General features: G+C 69.6%; 23 protein-coding genes. 10 read left to right on the top strand and 13 right to left on the bottom strand.

The features are described from left to right. Positions 1–433: 433 nt before the first annotated feature. Positions 434–1,669, top strand: coding sequence for a glycosyltransferase (locus AB0H88_RS27815; protein ID WP_357649315.1), 1,236 nt, complete (start codon positions 434–436; stop codon positions 1,667–1,669). A 72-nt stretch (positions 1,670–1,741) separates the two neighbouring features. Beyond that, positions 1,742–3,889 (top strand): RNA polymerase recycling motor ATPase HelR, encoded by a 2,148-nt coding sequence (gene helR / locus AB0H88_RS27810; protein ID WP_357649313.1) that lies wholly within the window; start codon positions 1,742–1,744, stop codon positions 3,887–3,889. Between the two features lie 50 nt (positions 3,890–3,939). On the opposite strand, the gene AB0H88_RS27805 is transcribed toward helR, so the two are convergent. The 3 genes from AB0H88_RS27805 to AB0H88_RS27795 all read right to left on the bottom strand — a co-directional run bounded on the left by AB0H88_RS27805 (position 3,940) and on the right by AB0H88_RS27795 (position 5,988). After that, positions 3,940–4,953 carry an NAD(P)-dependent alcohol dehydrogenase gene (locus AB0H88_RS27805; protein ID WP_357649311.1) on the bottom strand — a complete coding sequence of 338 codons (1,014 nt, stop codon included), beginning with the start codon at positions 4,951–4,953 and terminating at the stop codon, positions 3,940–3,942. An 82-nt stretch (positions 4,954–5,035) separates the two neighbouring features. Continuing rightward, complete coding sequence (locus AB0H88_RS27800) at positions 5,036–5,482, bottom strand: sigma-70 family RNA polymerase sigma factor (RefSeq protein ID WP_357649309.1); 447 nt, start codon at positions 5,480–5,482, stop codon at positions 5,036–5,038. 41 nt (positions 5,483–5,523) lie between these two features. Continuing rightward, complete coding sequence (locus AB0H88_RS27795) at positions 5,524–5,988, bottom strand: hypothetical protein (protein WP_357649307.1); 465 nt, start codon at positions 5,986–5,988, stop codon at positions 5,524–5,526. Between the two features lie 137 nt (positions 5,989–6,125). On the opposite strand from AB0H88_RS27795, the gene AB0H88_RS27790 reads away from it, so the two are divergent. Together AB0H88_RS27790 and AB0H88_RS27785 are read left to right on the top strand one after the other, a co-directional pair. After that, positions 6,126–7,355, top strand: a complete 1,230-nt coding sequence (locus tag AB0H88_RS27790) for a transposase (RefSeq protein WP_357649305.1) — start codon at positions 6,126–6,128, stop codon at positions 7,353–7,355. A gap of 73 nt (positions 7,356–7,428) precedes the next feature. After that, complete coding sequence (locus AB0H88_RS27785; protein WP_357649303.1) at positions 7,429–7,863, top strand: hypothetical protein; 435 nt, start codon at positions 7,429–7,431, stop codon at positions 7,861–7,863. On the opposite strand, the gene AB0H88_RS27780 is transcribed toward AB0H88_RS27785, so the two are convergent. Continuing rightward, positions 7,858–8,460 (bottom strand): TetR/AcrR family transcriptional regulator, encoded by a 603-nt coding sequence (locus tag AB0H88_RS27780; RefSeq protein WP_357649301.1) that lies wholly within the window; start codon positions 8,458–8,460, stop codon positions 7,858–7,860. The genes AB0H88_RS27785 and AB0H88_RS27780 overlap by 6 nt on opposite strands. A 108-nt stretch (positions 8,461–8,568) precedes the next feature. Between AB0H88_RS27780 and AB0H88_RS27775 the strand changes: the two genes are divergently transcribed. Continuing rightward, a complete protein-coding gene (locus AB0H88_RS27775; RefSeq protein WP_357649299.1) occupies positions 8,569–9,393 on the top strand; it encodes a class I SAM-dependent methyltransferase in 825 nt (274 codons plus the stop codon). Positions 9,394–9,529: 136 nt separating this feature from the next. Beyond that, entirely contained in the window at positions 9,530–10,441 is a 912-nt protein-coding gene (locus tag AB0H88_RS27770) for a hypothetical protein (protein WP_357649297.1), read from the top strand. 27 nt (positions 10,442–10,468) lie between these two features. Here AB0H88_RS27770 and AB0H88_RS27765 read toward each other — a convergent pair whose 3' ends face one another. The 4 genes from AB0H88_RS27765 to AB0H88_RS27750 all read right to left on the bottom strand — a co-directional run bounded on the left by AB0H88_RS27765 (position 10,469) and on the right by AB0H88_RS27750 (position 13,363). Next, positions 10,469–11,092: a hypothetical protein gene (locus tag AB0H88_RS27765; RefSeq protein ID WP_357649294.1), complete on the bottom strand. Its 624-nt coding sequence runs from the start codon at positions 11,090–11,092 to the stop codon at positions 10,469–10,471. A gap of 43 nt (positions 11,093–11,135) precedes the next feature. Next, positions 11,136–11,546: a hypothetical protein gene (locus AB0H88_RS27760; protein WP_357649292.1), complete on the bottom strand. Its 411-nt coding sequence runs from the start codon at positions 11,544–11,546 to the stop codon at positions 11,136–11,138. A gap of 105 nt (positions 11,547–11,651) precedes the next feature. After that, a complete protein-coding gene (locus tag AB0H88_RS27755; protein ID WP_357649289.1) occupies positions 11,652–12,860 on the bottom strand; it encodes a hypothetical protein in 1,209 nt (402 codons plus the stop codon). After that, entirely contained in the window at positions 12,860–13,363 is a 504-nt protein-coding gene (locus AB0H88_RS27750; RefSeq protein ID WP_357649287.1) for a SigE family RNA polymerase sigma factor, read from the bottom strand. The genes AB0H88_RS27755 and AB0H88_RS27750 overlap by 1 nt, the downstream gene beginning before the upstream one ends. 137 nt (positions 13,364–13,500) lie before the next feature. Here AB0H88_RS27750 and argG point away from each other — a divergent pair, with 137 nt between their 5' ends. The 3 genes from argG (at position 13,501) to AB0H88_RS27735 (ending at position 16,083) form a co-directional block, all read left to right on the top strand. Further along, positions 13,501–14,949 carry an argininosuccinate synthase gene (gene argG / locus AB0H88_RS27745; RefSeq protein WP_357649284.1) on the top strand — a complete coding sequence of 483 codons (1,449 nt, stop codon included), beginning with the start codon at positions 13,501–13,503 and terminating at the stop codon, positions 14,947–14,949. Positions 14,950–15,086: 137 nt separating this feature from the next. Beyond that, positions 15,087–15,449: a hypothetical protein gene (locus tag AB0H88_RS27740; protein WP_357649282.1), complete on the top strand. Its 363-nt coding sequence runs from the start codon at positions 15,087–15,089 to the stop codon at positions 15,447–15,449. Further along, entirely contained in the window at positions 15,433–16,083 is a 651-nt protein-coding gene (locus tag AB0H88_RS27735) for a hypothetical protein (protein WP_357649280.1), read from the top strand. Before AB0H88_RS27740 ends, AB0H88_RS27735 begins: the two co-directional genes overlap by 17 nt. A gap of 61 nt (positions 16,084–16,144) precedes the next feature. Here AB0H88_RS27735 and AB0H88_RS27730 read toward each other — a convergent pair whose 3' ends face one another. After that, positions 16,145–16,555 (bottom strand): hypothetical protein, encoded by a 411-nt coding sequence (locus AB0H88_RS27730; RefSeq protein ID WP_357649278.1) that lies wholly within the window; start codon positions 16,553–16,555, stop codon positions 16,145–16,147. Between the two features lie 178 nt (positions 16,556–16,733). Here AB0H88_RS27730 and AB0H88_RS27725 point away from each other — a divergent pair, with 178 nt between their 5' ends. After that, positions 16,734–16,949, top strand: coding sequence for a hypothetical protein (locus tag AB0H88_RS27725; protein WP_357649276.1), 216 nt, complete (start codon positions 16,734–16,736; stop codon positions 16,947–16,949). Between the two features lie 261 nt (positions 16,950–17,210). On the opposite strand, the gene AB0H88_RS27720 is transcribed toward AB0H88_RS27725, so the two are convergent. The 4 genes from AB0H88_RS27720 to AB0H88_RS27705 form a co-directional block, all read right to left on the bottom strand. After that, on the bottom strand, positions 17,211–17,615 hold the full coding sequence (locus AB0H88_RS27720; protein ID WP_357649274.1) for a GNAT family N-acetyltransferase: 405 nt from the start codon (positions 17,613–17,615) through the stop codon (positions 17,211–17,213). A 10-nt stretch (positions 17,616–17,625) separates the two neighbouring features. Then, complete coding sequence (locus AB0H88_RS27715; RefSeq protein ID WP_357649272.1) at positions 17,626–18,804, bottom strand: ABC transporter permease; 1,179 nt, start codon at positions 18,802–18,804, stop codon at positions 17,626–17,628. Then, complete coding sequence (locus AB0H88_RS27710; RefSeq protein ID WP_357649271.1) at positions 18,804–19,505, bottom strand: ABC transporter ATP-binding protein; 702 nt, start codon at positions 19,503–19,505, stop codon at positions 18,804–18,806. The genes AB0H88_RS27715 and AB0H88_RS27710 overlap by 1 nt, the downstream gene beginning before the upstream one ends. Before the next feature lie 64 nt (positions 19,506–19,569). Beyond that, entirely contained in the window at positions 19,570–21,309 is a 1,740-nt protein-coding gene (locus AB0H88_RS27705; protein ID WP_357649269.1) for a peptidoglycan-binding protein, read from the bottom strand. Between the last annotated feature and the right edge of the window lie 124 nt (positions 21,310–21,433).

Genomic DNA, 21,433 nt, shown 5'->3' with positions numbered 1-21,433 from the left:
AGGCTGCCAACAGATGTCCTTCCGAGGGCTCGCGGCGGACTGACTACACGCACGCCAGACAACCTCGCAACGTGAGCAAGCGGAGCGGGTCGTCAGAAAGGCAGCGTGGAAGTGTGAGCGTACTCGCTCAAACTCCATTTGTCCACGCTTACGCAGACCCATCGTTCCGGTCGCATTTCCATGATGACGTATGGAGCCCCTATTTGTCAATCTCGAACGCGGCTTAAGTATCGTGGACTCCCTGGATCGTCTCCGACGAACCGAGGGCGCGGCGGCGATACGCTGCGCAGCGCCGCTTCGTGAAGGGGGAAAGGGGATTACCCGCGCCTTTCCACTCTCAACGTATAGCGCACCGGGGGGCTTGCGGCAAGACCCCGGTCGTGCCGCAGAATCAGCGGCCGTAGGCCAGAACGTCAGAAAACGGGGGCACGAAGTGCGGGTGTTGTTGTCGACGTACGGATCACGTGGGGACGTCGAACCGCTGGTGGCACTCGCGGTGCGGCTGCGGGAACGCGGCGCGGAGGTGCGGGTGTGCGCGCCGCCGGACGAGGACTTCGCGCAGCGGCTGGCCGGTGTCGGCGTGCCGCTGGTGCCGGTCGGCCGGTCGGCACGCGCGCTGACGACCGCGAAGCCATCGCCGTCATCCCTGCCCCAGCGCGCGGCCGAGTTGATCGCCGCCCAGTTCGACGCGGTCACCGCGGCGGCCGAGGGATGCGATGTGCTGGTGGTGACCGGCGTATTTCCGGCCATTGCCGGCGCGCGGTCGGTGGCCGAGAAGCTGGGTATCCGCTCCGTGTCCGTGACCTTCCAGCAGAATCCCCTGCCGTCGCCGCACTATCCGCCGCTGGCGTATGCGGGCCGGCCGTTCCCGCCGGAGGTGACCGACAACCGGGTGCTGTGGGAGCTGGACGCCCAGAGCATCAACGAGCTGTTCGGCGCGGCGCTCAACACGAACCGGGCGTCGATCGGCCTGCCACCGGTGGACGACGTCCGCGACTACGTCATCGGTGAGCAGCCGTGGCTGGCGACGGATCCGATCCTGGACCCACGGCGGGAGACGCCGGATCTCGACGTCGTCCAGACCGGCGCGTGGATCCTGCCCGATGTTCGCCCCCTCCCGGCCGAGTTGGTGGCGTTCCTGGACGCCGGCACACCGCCCGTGTACGTAGGGTTCGGCAGCATGCCCATGCGTACATCGACGAACGTCGCCCAGGAGGCCATCGAGGCGATCCACGCGCAGGGCCGCCGCGCGGTCGTGTCCCGAGGCTGGGCCGACCTGGCCCTGATCGACGACCGCGACGACTGCTTCGTCGTCGGCGAGGTCAACCATCAGGCGCTGTTCGGCCGGGTGGCCGCGGTCGTGCACCACGGCGGCGCGGGCACCACGACGACGGCCGCGCGGGCCGGCGCGCCTCAGGTGGTGGTACCCCAGGGTGTGGACCAGCCGTACTGGGCCGGCCGGGTGGCCGAGTTGGGCATCGGTACGGCACACGACGGTCCGATTCCGACCACCGAGTCCCTGACAGCCGCGCTCAGGACGGTCCTGACCCCCGAGACCCGCGCACGAGCGACCGCCGTGGCCGGCACGATCCGTACCGACGGGGCGGCGGTGGCCGCGAAGCTGCTGCTCGACGTGGTCAGCCGAGAAAGGCCGCCCGTGTCCGCGTGAACCACGCGGGACCGCCTTGCCGTGCGTCATGGTCGCAAGCGACCTCAGATCGGAGCTTTTTACGTGAACCCCATGAACCCCCTGACCACCAGCGCGTTCGACCTTCCCGACCGCCTCGCCCTCAAGGCCGACCCGACGCTGATCGCCGGCGACGAGCGGCACTTCGCGGCCATCGCGGAGAGCCTTGAGCAGTCGATCGCCGACCTGTCCGACCGCCTCGACGCCGAGCGCAAGGCGCCCGGCGGCATAGGCCGGGCGGCGATGGACCGGGACATGGAGATCCACCGGCTGACCGCTCGCCTGCGCGCGCTGCGCCGCTTCGGCCTGGACCTGTGCCTCGGACACATGGTCAGCGCGGACAACCCCGAGCCCGTGTACGTCGGCCGGCTCGGCCTCAGGGACAGCGCGGGCCGTCAACTGCTGCTCGACTGGCGCTCCCCGGCGGCCGAGCCGTTCTTCGGAGCCACCCACGCCAACCCGATGGGCCTGGCGAGCCGCCGCAGGTATCGCTGGACCCGCGGCCGGATCAGTGACTACTGGGACGAGGTGTTCACCTCGGACGGGCTGGTCGGGCATGCCGCGCTCGACGACCAGTCCGCCTTCATCGCCAGCCTGGGCAGCAACCGGTCGGCCCGGATGCGCGACGTGCTCGGCACCATCCAGGCCGACCAGGACGCCATCATCCGCGCGGGGTCCCGTGGCGCTCTCGTCGTCGACGGCGGTCCGGGTACGGGCAAGACCGTCGTCGCGCTGCACCGCTCCGCCTACCTCCTCTACTCCGACCCTCGCCTCGGTCACCACCGGGGTGGCGTGCTGTTCGTCGGTCCGCACCAGCCCTACCTGGCCTACGTCGCCGACGTCCTGCCCAGCCTCGGAGAGGAGGGTGTGCAGACCTGCACCCTGCGGGATCTCGTCGCCGAGGGGGCCGGGGCGGCGATCGAGGCCGACCCGGACGTGGCCCGCCTGAAGTCGTCCGCGAACCTGACGCAGGCGATCGAGCCGGCCGTAAGGTTCTACGAGAACCCGCCCACCAAGGGGATGACGATCACGACCCCCTGGTCCGACATCTGGCTGAGCGTCGAGGATTGGGCCGAGGCGTTCCAAGCGCCGGATCCCGGCACTCCGCACAACGAGGCGCGCGACCAGATCTGGCAGGAACTGCTCACGATCCTGATGGACAAGCACGACGGCGACGCCTCGCCTGACCTGCTCCGCAAGTCGCTGCTGCGGGACAGGGAGCTGCTCACGATCTTCAACAAGGCATGGCCACTGATCGAAGCGGCCGACCTCGTCGGGGACCTGTGGTCCGTACCCGCCTACCTGCGGATGTGCGCTCCCTGGCTCAGCCCCGAGGAGGTTCGAGCGCTGCAGCGTACGGACGCCCAGGCCTGGACGGTGTCCGACCTGCCGCTCCTGGACGCGGCCCGGCAGCGGCTCGGCGACCCGGAGGCGGCGCGCCGTAAGCGCCGGCATGACGCCTCTCTCGCCGCCCAGCGTGAGCAGATGGACAAGGTCGTCGACAACCTGCTCGCCGCCGATGACGACGGTGAAGGCCTGGTGACGATGCTGCGCGGACAGGACGCGAAGGTCTCTCTGGTCGACGAGACCGCACTGCCCACCGTCGAACCGGACCTGCTCGCCGGCCCGTTCGCGCACATCGTCGTGGACGAGGCTCAGGAACTGACCGACGCGGAGTGGCAGATGCTGCTGCTGCGGTGCCCGTCCCGGAGCTTCACCATCGTCGGGGACCGTGCCCAGGCCAGGCACGGGTTCACGGAATCGTGGCAGGAACGGCTTGAGCGGATCGGGCTCGACCGGATCAACCTGGCATCCCTGAGCGTCAACTACCGGACGCCGGAAGAGATCATGACGGAAGCCGAGCCGGTCATCCGGGCCGTGCTCCCGGACGCCAACGTGCCGACCTCCATCCGGCGCGGCGATGTCCCCGTCGTCCACGGATCCGCTTCGGACCTGAGCTCGATCCTCGACACCTGGCTCGCCGCACACGCCGAAGGGATCGCGTGCGTCATCGGCGACCCCACATTCCGTGCGACGTCCCGCGTCCGGTCGCTGACCCCGGAGCTGTCGAAGGGGCTGGAGTTCGACCTGGTGGTCCTCGTCGACCCGGAAGCCTTCGGCGAGGGCATCGAAGGCGCGGTCGACCGCTACGTCGCGATGACCCGAGCGACCCAGCAACTCGTCATCCTCACGAGCTCCTGACGACGGTCGTCCACCCGCCAGGAACGCCGTCTCCTGGCAGGGGCGCTCAGTCAGTCGTGGCTGATGACGATCTTGCCGAAGCCGCCGCCCGCCTCGCAGTAGCGGTACGCCTCGTGGACGTCCTCGAACGGGAACACCCGGTCGAGGACGGGACGCAGCCGGTGCGTGGCGATCGCGCGGTTGAGTTGGAGGAAGTGGGCGCGGCTGCCGGTCGCCACCCCGCGCAGCACCGCGCCCGCCCCGAACAGCAGCGCCGGGTCGACCGGCCGGGCGCCCGCGGCACCGGACAGCCGGTAACCGACGAACGCCACCTCGCCGCCGAACGCCACCGACTTCAGCGACTGCTCCAGCGGCCCCGCCGGGTCGACGACGCGATCGGCGCCCATGCCGTCGGTGAGCGCGCGGACCTCCTCCGACCACGACGGGTTCTCCCGGTAGTCGATCACCTCGTCGGCGCCGAGCTTCCGCAGCCGCTCCGCCTTGGCGGGGCCGGACGTCGTCATGATCACCCGGGCGCCGCTCAGCTTGGTGAACATCAGCGTGAACAGCGACACCCCGCCCGAGCCGAGCGTCAGCACGGTCTGGCCGGGCCGTGGGAGGCCGCCGGAGGTCAGCGCGTTCCATGCGGTCACGGCCGCCAGCGGCAGCGCCGCCGCCTCCTCGTACGACAGGTGCTCGGGGATGGGCACCACGCCGTCCTCGCTCAGCACCGCGTACTCGGCCAGCACCCCGTCGGTCATGGTGCCGAGCTGGGCGGCGTTCTCCAGCAGGAAGGGCCCGTCCAACCAGCGTGGGAACACCGTGGCCGCCACCCGGTCGCCCGTCCTGACCCGGGTCACGTCCTCGCCGACGGCCACGACCTCGCCCACGCCTTCGCAGCCGGGCACGACGCCGGGCGTGATCGGCAGCGGGTAGTCGTTCGCCAGCACCATCAGATCGCGATAGCCCAGCCCGTTCGCGCGGATCCTGACCACGACCTGCCCGCGCCCCGGCGCTGGCTCGTCCCGGTCCTCGACGGTCAGCCCGGCGAGACCACGTCCCGGCCGCAGGTGATAGCTCCTCATCGCACGTCCTTCCCCACGCTTCGGTTACGTGAGGATCATCCGGGCGAGTCATGACATCGGACAATTCCCCGTAGGGAATCGCTCACGATTGCCAGGCTTTGCGGAAGCTCAGCCGGGCCCGCGCCAGCCGGGACTTGACCGTGCCCACCGGCACCGCCAGCAGCCTGGCCGCGGTGGCCTCGTCGAGCCCTTCGACATCGCGCAGCACCAGCACGGCGCGGTGCTCGGGCGTGAGCCGTTCCAGCACGTCGCGGATGTCCACCGCGTGCTCCACGTCCTGCCGCGACGGCAGGTCGCCCGGCTCCGCGGGACCGACGCGGTTGTCGCGCCTGGCGATCCTGACGGCCTCTCGCACGGCTATCGCGCGCGCCCAGCCGTACAGCGCGTCGGGCTCGCGCAGCGCGCGCAGGTTACGGAAGACGGCGATCAACGCCTCCTGGACCGCGTCCTGTCCGCTGTCGAGCGCGATGGGCCCGCAGATCCGGCCGAGGTACGGGGTCAGCTCGCGGAGCAGGTCGTTCATCGCCATCGTGTCTCCGCGCTGAGCGGCCAGAACGAGCGCCGCCGCGCTCATCGGGCCCGCTCGGCGACCCGCGCCGCCAGCCGGGCCAGGGCCTTCTCCCCGGCCGTCCTGACACCCAGGGGCACCAGCGCGGTACGTCCGGGCACGCGGATGCCGCCGGTCTGCGCCACCAGCGTGCCTTCCGGAACGGCGGTCGCCGCCAGGCCGACGAGCAGGAACCTGCTCTGCATCCAGCACCAGCCGGGCCGCAGGTCGACGTCGAAGCGGGCGCGCATGCCGTACTTGCTGCGGGCCTCGGCCACCAGCCGCCCGTCTGCGTCGTCCGCGACGATCCGCAGGCGTCGCATGTCGGGCTCGAAGGTGCCGAACTCCCGCTCCAAGTCGCTCGCCACCTCCCAGACCAGCTCGAAGGGGTCGGGAAGAATCCGCTCGGCGACACGCGCGCCGGGAACGCCCGCGGCGAGCACGCGCAGCCGGCGCACCGGGTCCAGGTCGGCAACAGGCCAGTTCATCTGAATGGTGGCGCGGAGACCCGGTCCTTCAGGGCCGGGAGGAAGCGCCACGCCTCCTTTCGAAAACAGCATGGAAAGAGTCGGTCACGTTCGGTAATGTGTGCGGTGAGTGAGGACGCTGTGACAGGAGGTGCGCGATGGCGATCCGCCGCTCCGCCACCAAACGCGACGGCCTGCCCTCGATCGTGCAGCTGCGGCTCACGCCCGCACCGGCCCAGGCTGAGGCGCTGGCCGCGGCGGTGCTGTTGTGCAATCAGGCGGCCACCGTCGTCTCCCGCCTGGCCTGGCAGCACCGTGTCTTCGCGGTGGTGGAGTTGCACCGGCTGGCCTATTACGAGGTGCGGGCGCGGGTGGCCGGGCTGGGCGCGCAAGCGGCCGTGCGGGCGATCGCCCGGGTCGCCGCCGCGTATGCCAACCGGCGCGCCAGCAAGAAACGGGCCCATATGTTCCGCCCGCAGGGCGCCGTCCCCTACGACGCCCGGCTGATGAGCTTCAACCGGGACGCCCGGACGGTGTCGTTGTGGACCCCCACCGGCCGCGTCACCGTCCCCTACACCGGTCGGCCAGAAGACCTCAAAGCCATCGACACGCTGCCGGTGGGGGAGGCGGATCTGATCTGCCGGCGCGGGGTGTGGCTGCTGCAGGTGGCCGTCACCCTGCCCCGACCGGCGGTGTGTGAGCCGGTCGGCGGTTTTGTGGGGGTGGATCAAGGGGTGGCGAACCTGGCGGTCACCTGCGACGGCGTGGTGCTGCCCGGCCCGGCGCTGCCGGGCCCGGTCGGCGGTAACGGCCACGTCCGCACCCTGCGGGAGCGGCGGCACCGGCAACGCCGACGACTGCAGGCCAAGGGGACTTCTGCGGCGCGGCGGGTGCTGCGCCGTCTGTCCGGGCGTGAGCATCGGATGATGACCGACCTCAACCACCAAATCAGCAAATTCGTGGTGCGTGAAGCCGAACGCACCGGCCGCGGTGTCGCCCTGGAGGATCTGCAGGGCATCCGCGGCCGGGTAAGGGCTCATCGGTTCCAGCGGCGCACCCTGCACAACTGGGCCTTCGCCCAGCAGATCACCTTCACCCGCTACAAGGCCGCCCGGACCGGGGTCGCCTTCATCCTGGTCGACCCCGCCTACACCTCGCAGGCGTGTCCGGAATGCGGGTATGTGGCCAGGGCGAACCGGCCGGCGCGGGGCCGGTTCGTCTGCACCAGGTGTGGCCTCGCTGGGCACGCCGACCACATCGCAGCCCGCAACATCGCCACACGCGGCGCTGCGGGCTGGGCTGCCATCAACCAGCCACACGCTACCGGCCTCCCTTCAACCAGACGGGACCGCGAGAGCAAACCACCAGCTTCAACCAGTGGTAGTTGATGCTTATCCAGAGGCGGCTCGGGGGCAGAAGGTTCCATGGAACCATTGGCGAGTTCGCCGCCTCCTGGAGGGCATGAACATCTCACGCCCCGGCGCGTTCGCCGCCGCCGTCCTGCTGCTCGACGCACTCGTCCATCTGTTCTGGGTGGTCCGGCCCATCGCCGACTCCCGCGCGCTCTCCCTGGCCGTCCTCAACGCCGAGGTGCCCTTCACTCCACGGGTGCTGCTGCCGCTCATCCTCGTGCTGAGCGTGGCGGCCCTGTCGGTGGCGGCGGCATCCGGCGGGCGGGGCGGGTGGGTGGCCAAGGTGGTCACCATGGCCGTGGGCGCGGGTGTGCTGGTGCGCGGGCTTGTTGGCCTGGTATGGGCCTTCGGCCTCGGCGCGGACACCGGAAGCCCGTTCTACTGGCTGAACCTGTTCCTCTACACCCCGGTCTGCCTGGCCATGACGCTCGCGGTCGGCATCGTCCTGGTGCGCGCGCGCCGGCCGGTGAGCATCAGCTCATAGCAGGCGTCTTTGCACGACGTCGGCGATGACGGCGTTGACCACCTTGCCGACTTCCTCCGTCTCCGGCGCAACCCCCTCCCGGCCGGCGAACAGCATGTGCCCGGCCCCGATCAGGGAGAGCGCCAGCGCGTCCACATCGGCGTCCGCCGCGATGCGGCCCAGCTCACACTCCTCGTTGAGGTAGGCGGCGATCATGGCCGCGGCATCCGTCAGGATCGGGATGCCGGGAGCCGGCCGGGCCTGGCGCAGCCGGGTACGCAACTCATCCCGGAAGATGACGAGACCGACTATCGCCACGGCGACCGAGTCGAACAGGTCAATCAGCGCCCCGGTCAGGTTGCCGGCGACGTCGCCGGTCCCGGCGGAGCCGCGAAGGGCGGTGGCCTGGCCCTCGAGCCGGGCGACGCGGTCCCGCACGAGCTCGACGAGGAAGGCGTCGAAGTCCTCGAAGTGCCGGTGCAGGACGCCCTTGGCGACGCCCGCCTCCGCCGTGACCGCCCGGCTGGTCAGGCCGGGCGCCCCGTCCCGGAGCAGGACGCGCTCGGCGGCGTCGAACAGCTGCTGCCGCACATCCCGCAGGGCCACTCCAGTCGGCATCGCCCGTTCCCCTTCTTCCCACGCCTTCGCCCGCTCTTCGCCCGCTCTTCGCTCACCGCGAACGGCTGCCCGGTTGTCGAGTGGGCGCGTGCCCACTATGGTGGGCGCATGCCCACTCTATCGCAGGAGCAACCAGAGCCTTCGCGGAACGAGCCCCATAAGGCCAGGCAGATGGCGGAGTCGTTCGGGGTCGACGCCGAACGCTACGACCGGGCCCGCCCCGACTATCCCGACGCCCTGGTGCAGCAGATCATCGCCGCCAGCCCCGGTCTCGACATCGTCGATGTCGGCTGCGGCACCGGCATAGAAGCCCGTCAGTTCCTGGCGGCCGGGTGCAATGTGCTGGGTGTCGAGCCGGACGTCCGGATGGCCGAGTTCGCCCGCCGTACCGGGGTGGAGGTCGAGGTGGTGACGTTCGAGGACTGGGACGCCGCCGGCCGTACCTTCGACGCGGTCGTCGCCGGGCAGTCCTGGCACTGGGTGGACCCGGTCGCGGGCGCCGCCAAGGCGGCGCAGGTGTTGCGACCCGGCGGCCTGCTGGCGGTGTTCGCGCACGTGTACGACCCGCCGCCGTTCGTCGCCGAGGCGTTCGCCACCGTCTTCCGGAAGGTGGCGCCCGACTCGCCGCTCAGCGCCGGACCGCCGAGGCCGGGCCAGGACATCTACCAGACGATGTTCACCACGTTCGCCGACGGCATCCGGAAGACGGCCGAGTTCGGCGAGCCGGAGCAGTGGCGATTCGACTGGGAGCGGTACTACAGCCGTGACGATTGGCTCGACCTGCTGCCCACCACCGGCGCGCTCACCCAACTCCCACCGGACCAGCTGGCCGAGGTGCTGGCGGGCGTCGGTGCCGCCATCGACGCGATCGGCGGCGGCTTCACCATGGCCTACACCACGATGGCGATCACCGCGTCACCGAACCCCCGGTAGAGCGCACCTCCACATAAGCCTCGTACAAGCCTGCGGGTGTTGCGGTGCGGGCGGGCGCCTGATTCCCCTGCCCGCCCCTGGTCGGGGCGGCTATGGTGCGCCTTACCCGGTTTGATCTAGGTCGCAGGAGCGCGCGGTGCTGAACTTGAGGGAGCCCGACTGGGCGTACGTGGCCAGGTCTCTCGTCAAGGTTCTGGCCGTCACCGCGGCGCTGTTCCTGGCCTTCGGCGCCGTCGACCGGGTTCTGTGGGTGTTCATCGACCCCTCCGACGACGCGCGGATCGGCGAGGTGTACGGCACGGCCGCCCGCATCGCGAACCCGGACAAGCGCCTGTCGTACGGGTACGGCAATGGCCCAAGGCTGCTGGAGGCGTCCTACACGCTGCGAGGGGAGCCGCGCCGGGCCGGTCCCAGCGCGGGCTGGACGGATCACGAAATCGTGGAGAACCTGTTCGGCGGCGTCCGGGCCCCGTCCCTCGCCGGGCCGACCGGCAGCTTGAAAGACGCGATCGATTTCATGGACCCGGACTCCGCCGTCGACAAGGAGGCGGTCCGGAAGACCATCGACGGACTTCCCCAGACGCTCGCCGCCGTCGCGGTCGTGGAGTTCGCGCATCCGATGGCCACCGAGCGGCTCGTCGCCTTCAACCGCAGGCACACACTCTGCGGAGGGACGGGCGTCTCCTACATCTACGCGCCGTCATATTACGACGACTCCGATGAACCGGCCTCGTTGAACGCGGTCGTCTGGAACCGCGACATGACCAAGGACCAAGCCCTGACGGATCTCACCTATCAGTGCGAGACCGAGCCGGAGGCGGCGCTGGCGGAGTTCCGCAGGTGGGTCGGGCTGCTTGACGAGGGGGACGATTTCCGCGAGTTCGAGCTGACCTACGGGTGGCTCGCGGACACGGCCGAGGAGGGTGTCGTGTACGGGCTCGTGGTCGACCGCTGGAAACTCGCCGACCTGCGCAAGCTCCTCGACGACCTGGAGGTTGGGACGGTCCGCCTCACCGACGTCTCCTTCGACCTGGGCAAGGTGGGATAGCGGATCACCGTGCGCGCGCCGACGTGATCAAGGCAGTTCACCGACCGGCGCGACGGTATGCGCCCCGTCGCCGGTGCACCGCCAAACGGTGCGCTCCTGATCCCAGCCGACGTGCAGGCCACGATTGTGCGTGGCGCAGACAGGCCAGACTTTCCCGGTCAGATCCATGATTGTTTCCTGGACGATATCGGCGACTTCCCCGAGCGGGACATGAATGTCGCCGTCAAAGATGGGCGGCCGGATGCCGGCGGAGCCGCGGTAGCCGCCCTGGAATTCCACCCAGGCAAGACTGCCGCCGTCCGAGGTGATGAGGCGGAACGCTCCGGTGATTCCTCGGGCGCGAACGTCACGCTCCACGACCTCCAGCGCCTGCTCCAGCGCCGACAGCAGACGGGGTTCGAGGGCGAAGCTCGGCTCGAATCTCGTCTCGACGAGAAGGCCCTTGCCCAGGCGGGCCAGGTCGGGCGGGGTCAGATCGGCAGCGGAGCGGTCGAGGAGCTCCCGCGTCGCCGGAGTGCTCACGTCCCATACCTCGAACAGGCAGGCCAGTTCGAGGACGGATTCGGCATCGAGGCCGCCGTCGCGCAATGCCGTGTAGACGCGATCGCTCAACTCGTTCATCGCCTGTTCGGCCTGCTCTTCGGAGTGCACATCGCAGTGTCGCCCACCGCGTGAAGACGGGCAAGCGAGATATTCAATAGGGCGCCACAGCCGACACGCCGTACAAGGCGGCCTGCACGATGACGATCCCGGTGGCGACGCGAAGCACGATCAGTTTCCGGTAGAGCGCGTGAGCCATCCGGTCCAGTTGCGCCGACTTCGACGCGGTGCGCTGCTCGCTGGGACTGGCGAGGTTCAGTAGGGATTTACCGGTGCTGGGCCGATACCAGAGCCCTAACAGGAGAATGATGGCGGCCATGGGGGCGCACGCTTGCGACACCACGCCCGTTCCCGCCGATAGGAAGCCTGCGAATGCCGTGTGGCTGCTCAACGAAAAAAAGCACCCTGTTCCTAAGAGGACGAGCACACTCACCGTATCCGCATAGAAAATGTTCCGCCGAATGCGGGCGATATCTGAAGGCGGCGGGAGGATCGGCCCAACCATGATCCGACGGTAACACGCGGGTAGCAAATGGAGGCCGAATCTTGCTCGCCGCTGCGGTCGAGGCGGCGACAATGCCGTCTCGACCGCTTCCGAGGCGCGCGGCGGCTACCGGATCTTGGACAAGTCGATCATGTACAGGTCGTCCCCGATCGGGTAGCTGAAGATCCTGCCGGTGGAATCCACCGTCGGCAGCCTGATCGAATTACCCTCCGGCTTGATGCCCAGGCTGGCCGACTTGCCGCTGACCAGGTCGTACAGCGCGACACCCGCAGGCTGCGGGCCGTACGACGAGAAGGAGAAGCGGTCCTGGGTCGGCGGTTCGAGCATGAGAGGGGGGCCGATCGCTTTTCTTTCCTGTGAGCCGTCCCGCTGCCGGTAGAAGCTTTCGCCGCTCGAGGTGGTGCCCAGGCAGACGCGCACGCCACACGAGCGGAGTCGCTCGCCGGGGTGGGCGACGGCGGTGCTGGTCTCCCCGGTCTCCACGTTCAGGATCCGTTCGAACAGCGGGCTTGACCCCACCTCGGGCTGGCTGCCCGGCGGCCCCGGTGTGCCGATCCACGGCCAGGTCAGCAGGTGCATTCCGGTGCTCTCCTTGATCGGCTCCACCGTGCCGCCCCCGAGGGGAACGGTGGAGACTCCGCCCGAGTGCACCGAGAAAACGATCTTGTCGTTGACCACCTCGAGCCCGTCGATCGCGTTGCCGTCGTCGATCTGGATCCTCTGGTCGGCGACGATCTTCGCCTCGCCGCCCGCCAGCGGCACGGCCCAAAGGTGGGCGACCGAGTCCTCCGTCGCCGTCCACCAGGCCACGTGGCCGCCGCCCACGGCGAAGTCCGAGGCGAACGTCACCGTCCCCGCCGGCTCCGGCACGTCGGCGATCTTGCGCTGGGCGGCGGTCTCGATGTCGTACGCGTAGATGGCGCGCGTGCTGTCGAATCCCTCCCTTGCCGTCATGAGCACCGTGCGGTCGTCGATGACGGTGGCCGGCTGCCACCTCGTCCCGCCGTACCCCTTTCCCACGACCTTGAGCACCGCCTCCGGCCAGACCTTCTCCACGGGCTCGGCCGGCGCCTCGACACGCCCCTGCGAGGCGACTTCACCTTGTACGGCCGTCGTGGTCTCGCCACCACGCACCACGGCCAGCGTCCCGCCCGAGACCAGCACGACCGCCGCGGCGGCCAGCGCCATCCGGGACCGCCGCCTCCTGCGCAGGTGCACCCTTTCGAGCCGCTGGGGCAGCATCCCCGGCAGTCTGGGCGCCTGCTCGGCCGCCTGACCGAATGTCCTGCGCAGGGTCTCCTCGACCTCGTTCATCAGACCTTCCCTCTGGTCATCGAATTCCGCTCAGTCGGCAGGGCGGAGCGCAGCTTGCTCAGCGCGCGGGCGGCCTGGCTGCGTACCGTGCCGCGGGATATCCCGAGCACGGCGGCGATCTCCGCGTCGTCGAGCTGCTCGTAGTAGCGCAGCACCAGCACCGCGCGCTGTTTGCGCGGCAGCCCGGCCAGCGCCTGCCACATTCCGCGCTCGTCGCCGCTGGGCAGCGGATCGTGGTGCTCGCGTTCCGGCAGGTCCCAGACGAGCAGCTCACGTCGCCGCAATCGCCACTTGGCGATGTGCAACCTGGCCATCGTGGTACGTGCGTAGCTCTCCGGGTTCTCCTTCAGACGTAATCGCGGCCAGGCGCCACGGAGCTTCAGCAGCGCCTCCTGGACCAGGTCGGCCGCGTCATGGGGGTTCCCGGCCAGTACATAGCCGTAGCGCAGCAGCGCGTCGCCGCGTTCTGCGACGAACTCTGCGAAACGGGGATCGCCTTCCAACGGTTCTCGCCCTTCGTCGTTCTTTCACCTCCGAGAGGAGCCAGGGGCAAAAACTGTTGCACGCGAAAGCCCGCCCTGAGTGGGGTCGCCGCGCCGAGCCTTGCATGACCATGCGAAGCAATGCATACTCTTGTCTCATGTCCAAGGTTCTCACCTCCCTGCCCACCGGCGAGCGGGTCGGCATCGCCTTCTCGGGTGGTCTCGACACCTCGGTCGCCGTCGCGTGGATGCGCGACAAGGGCGCCGTCCCGTGCACCTACACCGCCGACATCGGCCAGTACGACGAGCCCGACATCGCCTCGGTGCCCGGTCGCGCGGCGACGTACGGGGCTGAGATCGCGCGCCTGGTCGACTGCCGAGCGGCGCTGGTCGAGGAGGGCTTGGCCGCACTGGCCTGCGGTGCGTTCCACATCCGATCGGGTGGGCGGGCCTACTTCAACACCACGCCGCTCGGCCGGGCGGTCACCGGGACCCTGCTGGTCCGGGCGATGCTCGAGGACGACGTACAGATCTGGGGCGACGGCTCGACGTTCAAGGGCAACGACATCGAGCGCTTCTACCGCTACGGCCTGCTCGCCAACCCCCACCTGCGCATCTACAAGCCCTGGCTCGACGCGGACTTCGTGTCCGAGCTGGGCGGGCGCAAGGAGATGTCGGAGTGGCTGCTCGCCCACGGCCTGCCCTATCGCGACAGCACCGAGAAGGCCTACTCGACCGACGCCAACATCTGGGGCGCCACCCACGAGGCCAAGACTCTGGAGCACCTCGACACCGGCATCGAGACCGTGGACCCGATCATGGGCGTGCGGTTCTGGGACCCCACGATCGAGATCCCCGCCGAGGACGTGACCATCGGCTTCGACCAGGGCCGCCCGGTGACGATCAACGGCAAGGAGTTCGCCACCCCGGTCGACCTGGTGATGGAGGCCAACGCGATCGGTGGCCGGCACGGCATGGGCATGTCGGACCAGATCGAGAACCGGGTGATCGAGGCCAAGAGCCGCGGCATCTACGAGGCGCCCGGGATGGCGCTGCTGCACGCGGCGTACGAACGGCTGGTCAACGCGATCCACAACGAGGACACGCTGGCGAGCTACCACAGCGAGGGCCGGCGGCTCGGCCGGCTGATGTACGAGGGCCGCTGGCTCGACCCGCAGGCGCTCATGGTGCGGGAGTCGCTGCAGCGCTGGGTCGGCACGGCGGTCATCGGCGAGGTGACGCTGCGGCTGCGGCGCGGTGAGGACTACTCCATCCTCGACACCTCCGGTCCGGCGTTCAGCTACCACCCGGACAAGCTGTCGATGGAGCGTACGGAAGACTCGGCGTTCGGACCGGTGGACCGGATCGGCCAGCTCACCATGCGCAACCTCGACATCGCCGACTCGCGCGCCAAGCTCGAGCAGTACGCCGGCCTCGGCATGCTCGGCCCCACCCATCCCGCGCTCATCGACGCCTCCCAGACGCCCTCGACCCCGCTGATCGGCGACATGCCGCAGGGCGGCGCCGAGGCCATCGCCTCGCGCGGCGAGGTCTCCGAGGACGAGGAGATGCTGGACCGCGCCGCGATGGAGCTCGGCAACGACTGACCGGCCTCGGACGGACGCGGCGGCGCCGCGTCCGTGCTGAGCAAAAGGCGCAGAAGCCTGTGTGCGTAGCCTCCGACTTATAGGATCTTGCCGAAGTATCATCGAAAAAGTTACTCAGTGTAACTTATCGAGGACGGATGGTGATGGTGGTGCCTTCGGCTACGCCCGGCGCAGGTGCGGATGAGTCGGCCCGGATATACGACAGGGCAACGATCAGGAGGCTCGGCGACGCGCTGGTCGACGACACCAGCGGGACTTCTCCCGTGTCACATCTGGAAGAGGCCGGCGGCTTTCCCCCCAATATGCGGCTCGGCTGGGGCGCATTGGGGGTGATCGGATTTCCGTTCGCCCAACAGCACGACAAAATAGTCACCGCCGCCGAGGGGAAGCTGGGCGACATGGCCCAATCGTTGCGCGGTCATCGAGACGACTTGTATACGGCATCCGCGAACGTGGACACCGCTGAAGGGGAGAGCTTCGAGCATGTCAGACGCATTTAAATTCCCCATTCCTGGTGGCACGCCCAGTCCGTACGAGCCCGGCGGTGGCGGCGATCTCCGGTGGATGCAGCTGACGACACTCGGCGAATACGCCTTCTGCGCCGCCGTATTGCCGGTGATGCAGGGGACCGTGCTCCACCACGCCCTCACGCTGCCGGCGGATCCGCAGTTGCTGCACAGGGCGGCGGACGGCTGGAGTGCCATCAGCGGCAAGGTGTCCGCCTCCGGTGAGTCCATGCGCGATCAGTACGACAGTGTGTCGGCGGCCAGTTGGCAGGCGCTGGATCGAGCGGCCTTCGGACAGAAGGTCGACGAGTTCGACATGGGCTCGCAGACCGCCGCCAACTCGGCCCATCGCCTTTCGTTGATTCTCAGAATTCTGGCCAACATCTGGACCGCGTGGATCTACTTCAACTTCGTGGCTGCCACGCACGCGGCGGCGCTGACGGTGGCGGGGATGCTCGGCGGAAGCGGCCGGCTCTACGCTGAAATGCAGGCGCGTTCAGTGGCTCTCTCGATCGAGGAACGGCTTCTGGTGCTGCGCAACAAGGTTCTGTGGAGGCTCGTCAAATTGCTCGTGGTGTATGGGGCCGCTTGGGGGTACGACAAGGCCCTGACAGACGGCCTGAAGTGACGGGTGCGGCGACATCACCGAATGACTCCGGTCGCCGCACGGTCCGGGGCGGGTCACCCGGTCAGTAGCCGAACTCCTTGCGCATGCGGTCCAGCTCGCCCATCGTGTCGCTCACCATTCGGTCGAAGGCCGTCTGCGCCTCTTCGACCTGCGCTCTGGCGGCTTCTGGGTCGCCGGCCAGGTTCAGGGCGTCGCCGTCGAACGAATCCGTCAGGATCTCCGACAGCTGACGCTTGAGGTCCGCGTCGGCCTCGTGAATCGCTTTGAGTATCGCCGCGGACATCTCCTCGACGCTCATGCGCTTGGCCCGCGGGTCGATGTCGAGTCTGCTCACCCCGGAAATGGTGCACTCGACCGCGATGTGGTCGTCGGCGGTGGTGGCCCGGCCGACCGCGTCCGTGGCCCTCTCCTGCGCCTCCGTGAAACGGGCCACCCGCTTCTGTGAATCCCGCAGGAGCGCGTCGACATTCATGTCCGCGAAATCACCGAAGCCAGGTGCCGTCACTTGTCCTACCTCAGTTCTCTACGTGCCGCCAGGGGGATGCAGGTGATCACGATATCGACATTCGGTGGACGGCACCCCAGCAGTCGGCTCGGACCATGCTCTGGCATGATCTTCGCGTATCGCTCCCCCGGTATGAAGGAGACACATGTCGCGTCTACGTGCCGCACTCCTCACGACAGCCATCGCTGTCATGGGCGTCAGCGTGCTCAGCACCCCCGCTCAGGCGGCCGACTGGGTGTTCATCGGCGTCTTCACCACCAAGTCCAAGTGCATCGACATGGGCCAGCAGTACGTGCGGGAGGGCTTCAGCAAGTACGACTGCACGGGTAGCCCCGGCTACTACCCCCTTTGGGTTCGGTAGTACGCGCACGCTCACGGTCGCCGTCTCCCGCAAGGGAGGCGGCGTTCCGTCGTTCAGGTGCGGTCAGATCCGGTCGGCCAGTCGCCTGGCGAGGGTCAGCCCCGTGAGGGGTACTGGATCTGGTCCGGCGAGCCGGACCACCCCGTCGGCCGTGTGCGCCCGGAGGACGTGCGCCAGGGGCACCACGAAGAGCCGTCGGTCCGCACCGCGATCCTCCGCGCCGTCGGTTCGCCGCGCCGTCGTTTCACCGCGCCGCGATCCTCAGAGCCGCATCAACCCGGCCGCCGTAGGGCGGAAGCCGCACTGGGCGTAGAAGCCCTCGAGATGCGGTTCGTAGTCCACGTGCAGCCACTCGGCGCCGCGCGCCTTGGCCTCGTCGGCGGCCGCGCGGACCAGGCGTACACCGAGGCCCGCTCGGCGTTCCGCAGGACGCACGGTGGTGTCCAGGACGAAGGCGTGGATGCCGCCGTCCGTGGCCACGTTCACGAAGCCGACCAGGCGGTCCGCGTGATGGGCGGCGATCCAGCAGAGGCTGCGACCGAGAATGGGGGCGAAGGAGATGGCCTCGTGGCCGGGCCACGAGGCCGCGAAGAGGTCGTTGAGGTCGTGGTCGGTCAGGGGAGGGCACACGGCGAGCGTGATGCCGTCCTCGGGTGTCGAATTCATGATCGAAAAGCTACCTGAGCGCGTCCACCGGCTCCATTCTGGCCGCCCGCAGTGCCGGGTACAGGCCGGCGAGCAGGCCGACCACGGCTCCGGCGATGGGCGCCCCGATCGCCAGCCGTACGTCCAGGAGCGGCGTCCACTGCTTGGCGGCCGAGACGGCGACGACGGCGACCACTCCGACGCTCGCGCCGATCACGCCGCCCGCGAGCCCGATCAGCGTCGACTCCAGCAGGAACTGGGCGGCGATGTGGCGGCGAGCCGCGCCCAGCGAGCGGCGCAGGCCGATCTCGGCGACGCGTTCCATCACGGTGACCAGCGTGACGTTGGCGATGCCGACCGCGCCCACCACGAGCGAGACCAGGCCGAGGATCAGGAACAGCGCGTTGACGTCGTCCTGCGCCTGGTCGCGCGCCCTGGTGGGGCTGGGCGGGGCGATCACCTGCAGCAGGTCGCCGTTGCCGGGGGAGAGCGCGGTCGGCGCCTGCCCGGCGATCAGGTCGGCGGCGCCGAGGTTGGTGTTGACCAGCACCCTGGTCACGTCACGCAGCCCGAACCGCTTGCCCACCGTGGGCGGCACGATGACGGCGGCGCTCAGGTTCCGTTCGCGGCGCAGGTCGCCGAGGATGCCGATGACCGTGTACGCGTGCTTGCCGATGAAGATCGCCGGAGCCCGGTCGAGACGGGTGACGCCGAGCATCTTGGCCGCCTGGTCGCCGAGCACGGCCACCCGGTCCGCCCGCTTGACGTGGCCGGCGTCATAGAACCTGCCCTGCACGATCCGGCCCCTGGCGGCCTCGGGTAGGCCGGTCGTGGCGGCCAGTACGGACAGACTCTGCGTGGTCACCCTGGCCGGGTCGACGAGGTCGTTGGAGCGGACGGACAGGTTGGAGCTGTCCTTGGTCTCGGCCACCGCCGCGGCGGAGACCACCCCGCGCAGCCTGGTCACCCGGTCGAGGGAGTCCCAGGCGACCAGCGGCGCGTTCGGGCTCTCGGGCACCTCCACCGTGATGGCCGTGGCGACCAGCTCGTCGAAGCGGCCGACGATCTGGTTGCCCGCGGTGGCGGCCACGCCGAGCGTGATGACCAGCGTGGTGATGCCCAGCACGGTGCCGAGCGTGGTGAGCGCGGAGCGCACCGGCCTGGCGAGCATGCCCGCGACGGCCTCGCCGACGAGATCCCGTATGTGCATCAGGCCTCTTCCACCAGCACGCCGTCGGTGATCCGCACCCGGCGACCGGCGCGCGTGCTGACCTCCCGCTCGTGCGTGATGACCACGATCGTCAGCCCCTGCTCGCGCAGCTCGTCGAACAGGCCGAGCACCGCCTCGGTGTTGCGGCTGTCGAGGTTGCCGGTGGGCTCGTCGCACAGCAGCAGGGACGGCTCGCCCATCAGGGCCCTGGCCATGGCCGCGCGCTGGCGTTCGCCACCGGACAGCCGGTCGGGCAGGAAGGTCACCCGGTGGCCGAGCCCGACCCGCTCCAGCGCGCCCAGTGCCCGATCTCGCCTGCCCTTGCGCGGGTGGCCGCCGTAGATCTCCGCGAGCATCACGTTCTCCACGACGCTGCGGTGGGCGAGCAGGTGGAAGGACTGGAAGACGAAGCCGATGCGGTCGCCGCGCAGCCTGGTCCTCTCGCCGTCGCGCAGGGTGGTGGTCTCGGTGCCGTCCAGGCGGTAGCTGCCCGAGCTGGGCCGGTCCAGCAGGCCCAGGACGTTGAGCAGCGTGGACTTGCCCGAGCCCGACGGGCCGACGATCGCCAGGTAGTCGCCGCGCGCCACCCGGAGCGAGACGTCGTCGAGCGCGCGGACGGGCGGCTGCGCCGGGTACTCCCTGCACACGGCGGTCAGCTCGATGACCGGCTCAGGCGCCGCTGACCTGACCGGCTCAGACATCGCCGACCTGACCGGCTCAGGCGCCGCCGACCTGACCGGCTCAGGCACCGCTGCCCTGGCTGGCTCAGACATCGCTGACCACAACCCGGTCGCCGGCGTTGAGCGCGCCGGTGACCTCGACGTTCCCGTCGGCGGTCAGGCCGGTGCGGACCTCGACCTCCTTGGTCTTGTCCGTGGCGTACTCCACCTGCACGCGCGCCTTGCCGTCGGCCCCTGTGACGACGGCGGCCACCGGGACCACCAGCACCGGCTCCTCGGTCGCCCCCACTGTCACCCTGGCCGTGACCGTGGCGCCCGACTGGCCCTTGAGCCCCTTCGCCGAGCTCGGCGTGAGCAGGACCGGTTGCGTGCCCTCGGCGCCCTTCTCCTGGCCGGGCACCGTGGCCTTCTCACCGACCGCGGTGAGCGCCGCCGGGTACGTCTTGCCCGAGTCGAGCTCGATGACCGCGCTCATGCCCGTACGCAGCAGGTCGGATTCCGCGCTCTCGACCGACCCCGTCACCATGAACGTCGAGCTGGTCACCGTGGCGATCTCCTTCTCGACGCCCTCGCCCGCCTTCACCGCGGCCTTCTGCACCCGCGCGGGCAGCTTCGGCAGGAACACGATCTCGCCCGGCGGGATCGCCGTGCCGTAAGTCCGTTCGAACTCCGCCAGCAGCGACCTGGCCGCGCTCACGTCCTTGGCCGCGTTGGCCACCTTGAGCTTGGTGGGGGAGAGCCGCCGGGCTTGGCGCAGCGCCTGCTCGGCCGTGACCAGCCCGTCCTTCGCCGTGCGCTCGGCCTTGCGCAGCTCTTCCAGCAGCTTCTCGCGAGCCTGCCGCGACTCCTCCTTGATCCGGCCGTACGCCTCCTGGGCCTGGTCCAGATCGGCCCTGGCGTTGCGTACCTTCAGCTCCAGCAGACTCGTGTCCTGGGTCGGCTGAGGCGAGGCGGTGGCGGTGGGCAGGGCGGTCGAGGTGGTGGTCGGGGCGGCGGTCGGCTGAGCCTGGGCCGCGGTGAGCGCCTGCTCGGCTTCGAGCAGCTTCTCCTCGGCCGCGCGTACGGTCGCGTCGGCCGCCGCCAGCTTGGCGTCGTCCTCCGGAGTGAGCCGCTGCCGCTCGGCCTTCTTCAGCGCGGCGCGCGCCGACTTCAGGTCCGTCTTGGCGTTGGCCAGCTTGACCTTCAGCGGGAGCACGTCACGCCCCTGGTCGAGCATGTTCTTCTCGGTCGCCAGTGTTTCCTGCGCCGTCTGTACGGCCTTGCGCAACTGGTCGTGGGCCTGCCGGTCGGCCAGCGTGGGCTGCTGGGCCTCGTACCCCTTCTTCTTGTACATCCTGGTGACGGCGGCGATCGTGGCCTGGTCGAACACCCCCGAGGTGGGCCCGCCGTACCCGAGCCTGCGCAGCGCCTTCTGCAGCTGCTTGACGTCCTTGCCCTCGGTGCCCGGGCCGATCGTGCGGTGCATCGGCACGGAGCCGCGCAGCGCGAACACCGGGCGGCCGTTCACCTCCATGAACGCCGCTCCCTCCCTCAGCCTGCCCTGGCGCGGCGCCCGGGTGACCCGCTGCAGCTCCGAGGTGCCGCCGACCACCCCCGCGAGGGCGATGGGCAGAGGCGAGCCGTATTCGAGCGTGCCGCTGACCACGACCGTGCTGACCAGCTTGCGACGCTCGACGGCGGCGGTGACCAGCGACGCCTTCGGCGCGGAGCGGCGGGCGGCCTCGTCGGCGGGGGAGCGCAGGCGGGTACTGACGACCCAGCCGGCGGCGGCGATGGCCACGACACCGGCGATGACGAAGGCGAGCAGCCTGCGTGGGGATTTCACCGCGCCTCACATGCCGAATATGGCCTTGGCGCGTTCTCGGCGGTGCCCCCGCAGCCGCCGAGAACGACCAGCGCGACCATTGCCGCGACAGGGGCAAGAGGGGATCTCTTGGGCATGGCAGAGG

Source organism: Nonomuraea sp. NPDC050680 (genome assembly GCF_040654555.1).
In the GTDB taxonomy this organism is placed as follows: Bacteria; Actinomycetota; Actinomycetes; order Streptosporangiales; family Streptosporangiaceae; genus Nonomuraea.
The sequence above is the reverse complement of the archived record's forward strand: the minus strand, read 5'-3'. Positions and strand labels throughout refer to the sequence as shown.

Coding starts and splice junctions, on each gene's coding strand:
- AB0H88_RS27800 (WP_357649309.1), bottom strand. CDS start 5,482: ATGGCGATGAACGACCTGCTCCGCGAGCTGACCCCGTACCTCGGCCGG.
- AB0H88_RS27735 (WP_357649280.1), top strand. CDS start 15,433: ATGTCAGACGCATTTAAATTCCCCATTCCTGGTGGCACGCCCAGTCCG.
- AB0H88_RS27785 (WP_357649303.1), top strand. CDS start 7,429: ATGAACATCTCACGCCCCGGCGCGTTCGCCGCCGCCGTCCTGCTGCTC.
- AB0H88_RS27805 (WP_357649311.1), bottom strand. CDS start 4,953: ATGAGGAGCTATCACCTGCGGCCGGGACGTGGTCTCGCCGGGCTGACC.
- argG (WP_357649284.1), top strand. CDS start 13,501: ATGTCCAAGGTTCTCACCTCCCTGCCCACCGGCGAGCGGGTCGGCATC.
- helR (WP_357649313.1), top strand. CDS start 1,742: ATGAACCCCCTGACCACCAGCGCGTTCGACCTTCCCGACCGCCTCGCC.
- AB0H88_RS27795 (WP_357649307.1), bottom strand. CDS start 5,988: ATGAACTGGCCTGTTGCCGACCTGGACCCGGTGCGCCGGCTGCGCGTG.
- AB0H88_RS27760 (WP_357649292.1), bottom strand. CDS start 11,546: ATGGTTGGGCCGATCCTCCCGCCGCCTTCAGATATCGCCCGCATTCGG.
- AB0H88_RS27715 (WP_357649272.1), bottom strand. CDS start 18,804: ATGCACATACGGGATCTCGTCGGCGAGGCCGTCGCGGGCATGCTCGCC.
- AB0H88_RS27790 (WP_357649305.1), top strand. CDS start 6,126: ATGGCGATCCGCCGCTCCGCCACCAAACGCGACGGCCTGCCCTCGATC.
- AB0H88_RS27725 (WP_357649276.1), top strand. CDS start 16,734: ATGTCGCGTCTACGTGCCGCACTCCTCACGACAGCCATCGCTGTCATG.
- AB0H88_RS27740 (WP_357649282.1), top strand. CDS start 15,087: ATGGTGATGGTGGTGCCTTCGGCTACGCCCGGCGCAGGTGCGGATGAG.
- AB0H88_RS27780 (WP_357649301.1), bottom strand. CDS start 8,460: ATGCCGACTGGAGTGGCCCTGCGGGATGTGCGGCAGCAGCTGTTCGAC.
- AB0H88_RS27710 (WP_357649271.1), bottom strand. CDS start 19,505: ATGTCTGAGCCGGTCAGGTCAGCGGCGCCTGAGCCGGTCATCGAGCTG.
- AB0H88_RS27730 (WP_357649278.1), bottom strand. CDS start 16,555: ATGAATGTCGACGCGCTCCTGCGGGATTCACAGAAGCGGGTGGCCCGT.
- AB0H88_RS27720 (WP_357649274.1), bottom strand. CDS start 17,615: ATGAATTCGACACCCGAGGACGGCATCACGCTCGCCGTGTGCCCTCCC.
- AB0H88_RS27775 (WP_357649299.1), top strand. CDS start 8,569: ATGCCCACTCTATCGCAGGAGCAACCAGAGCCTTCGCGGAACGAGCCC.
- AB0H88_RS27755 (WP_357649289.1), bottom strand. CDS start 12,860: ATGAACGAGGTCGAGGAGACCCTGCGCAGGACATTCGGTCAGGCGGCC.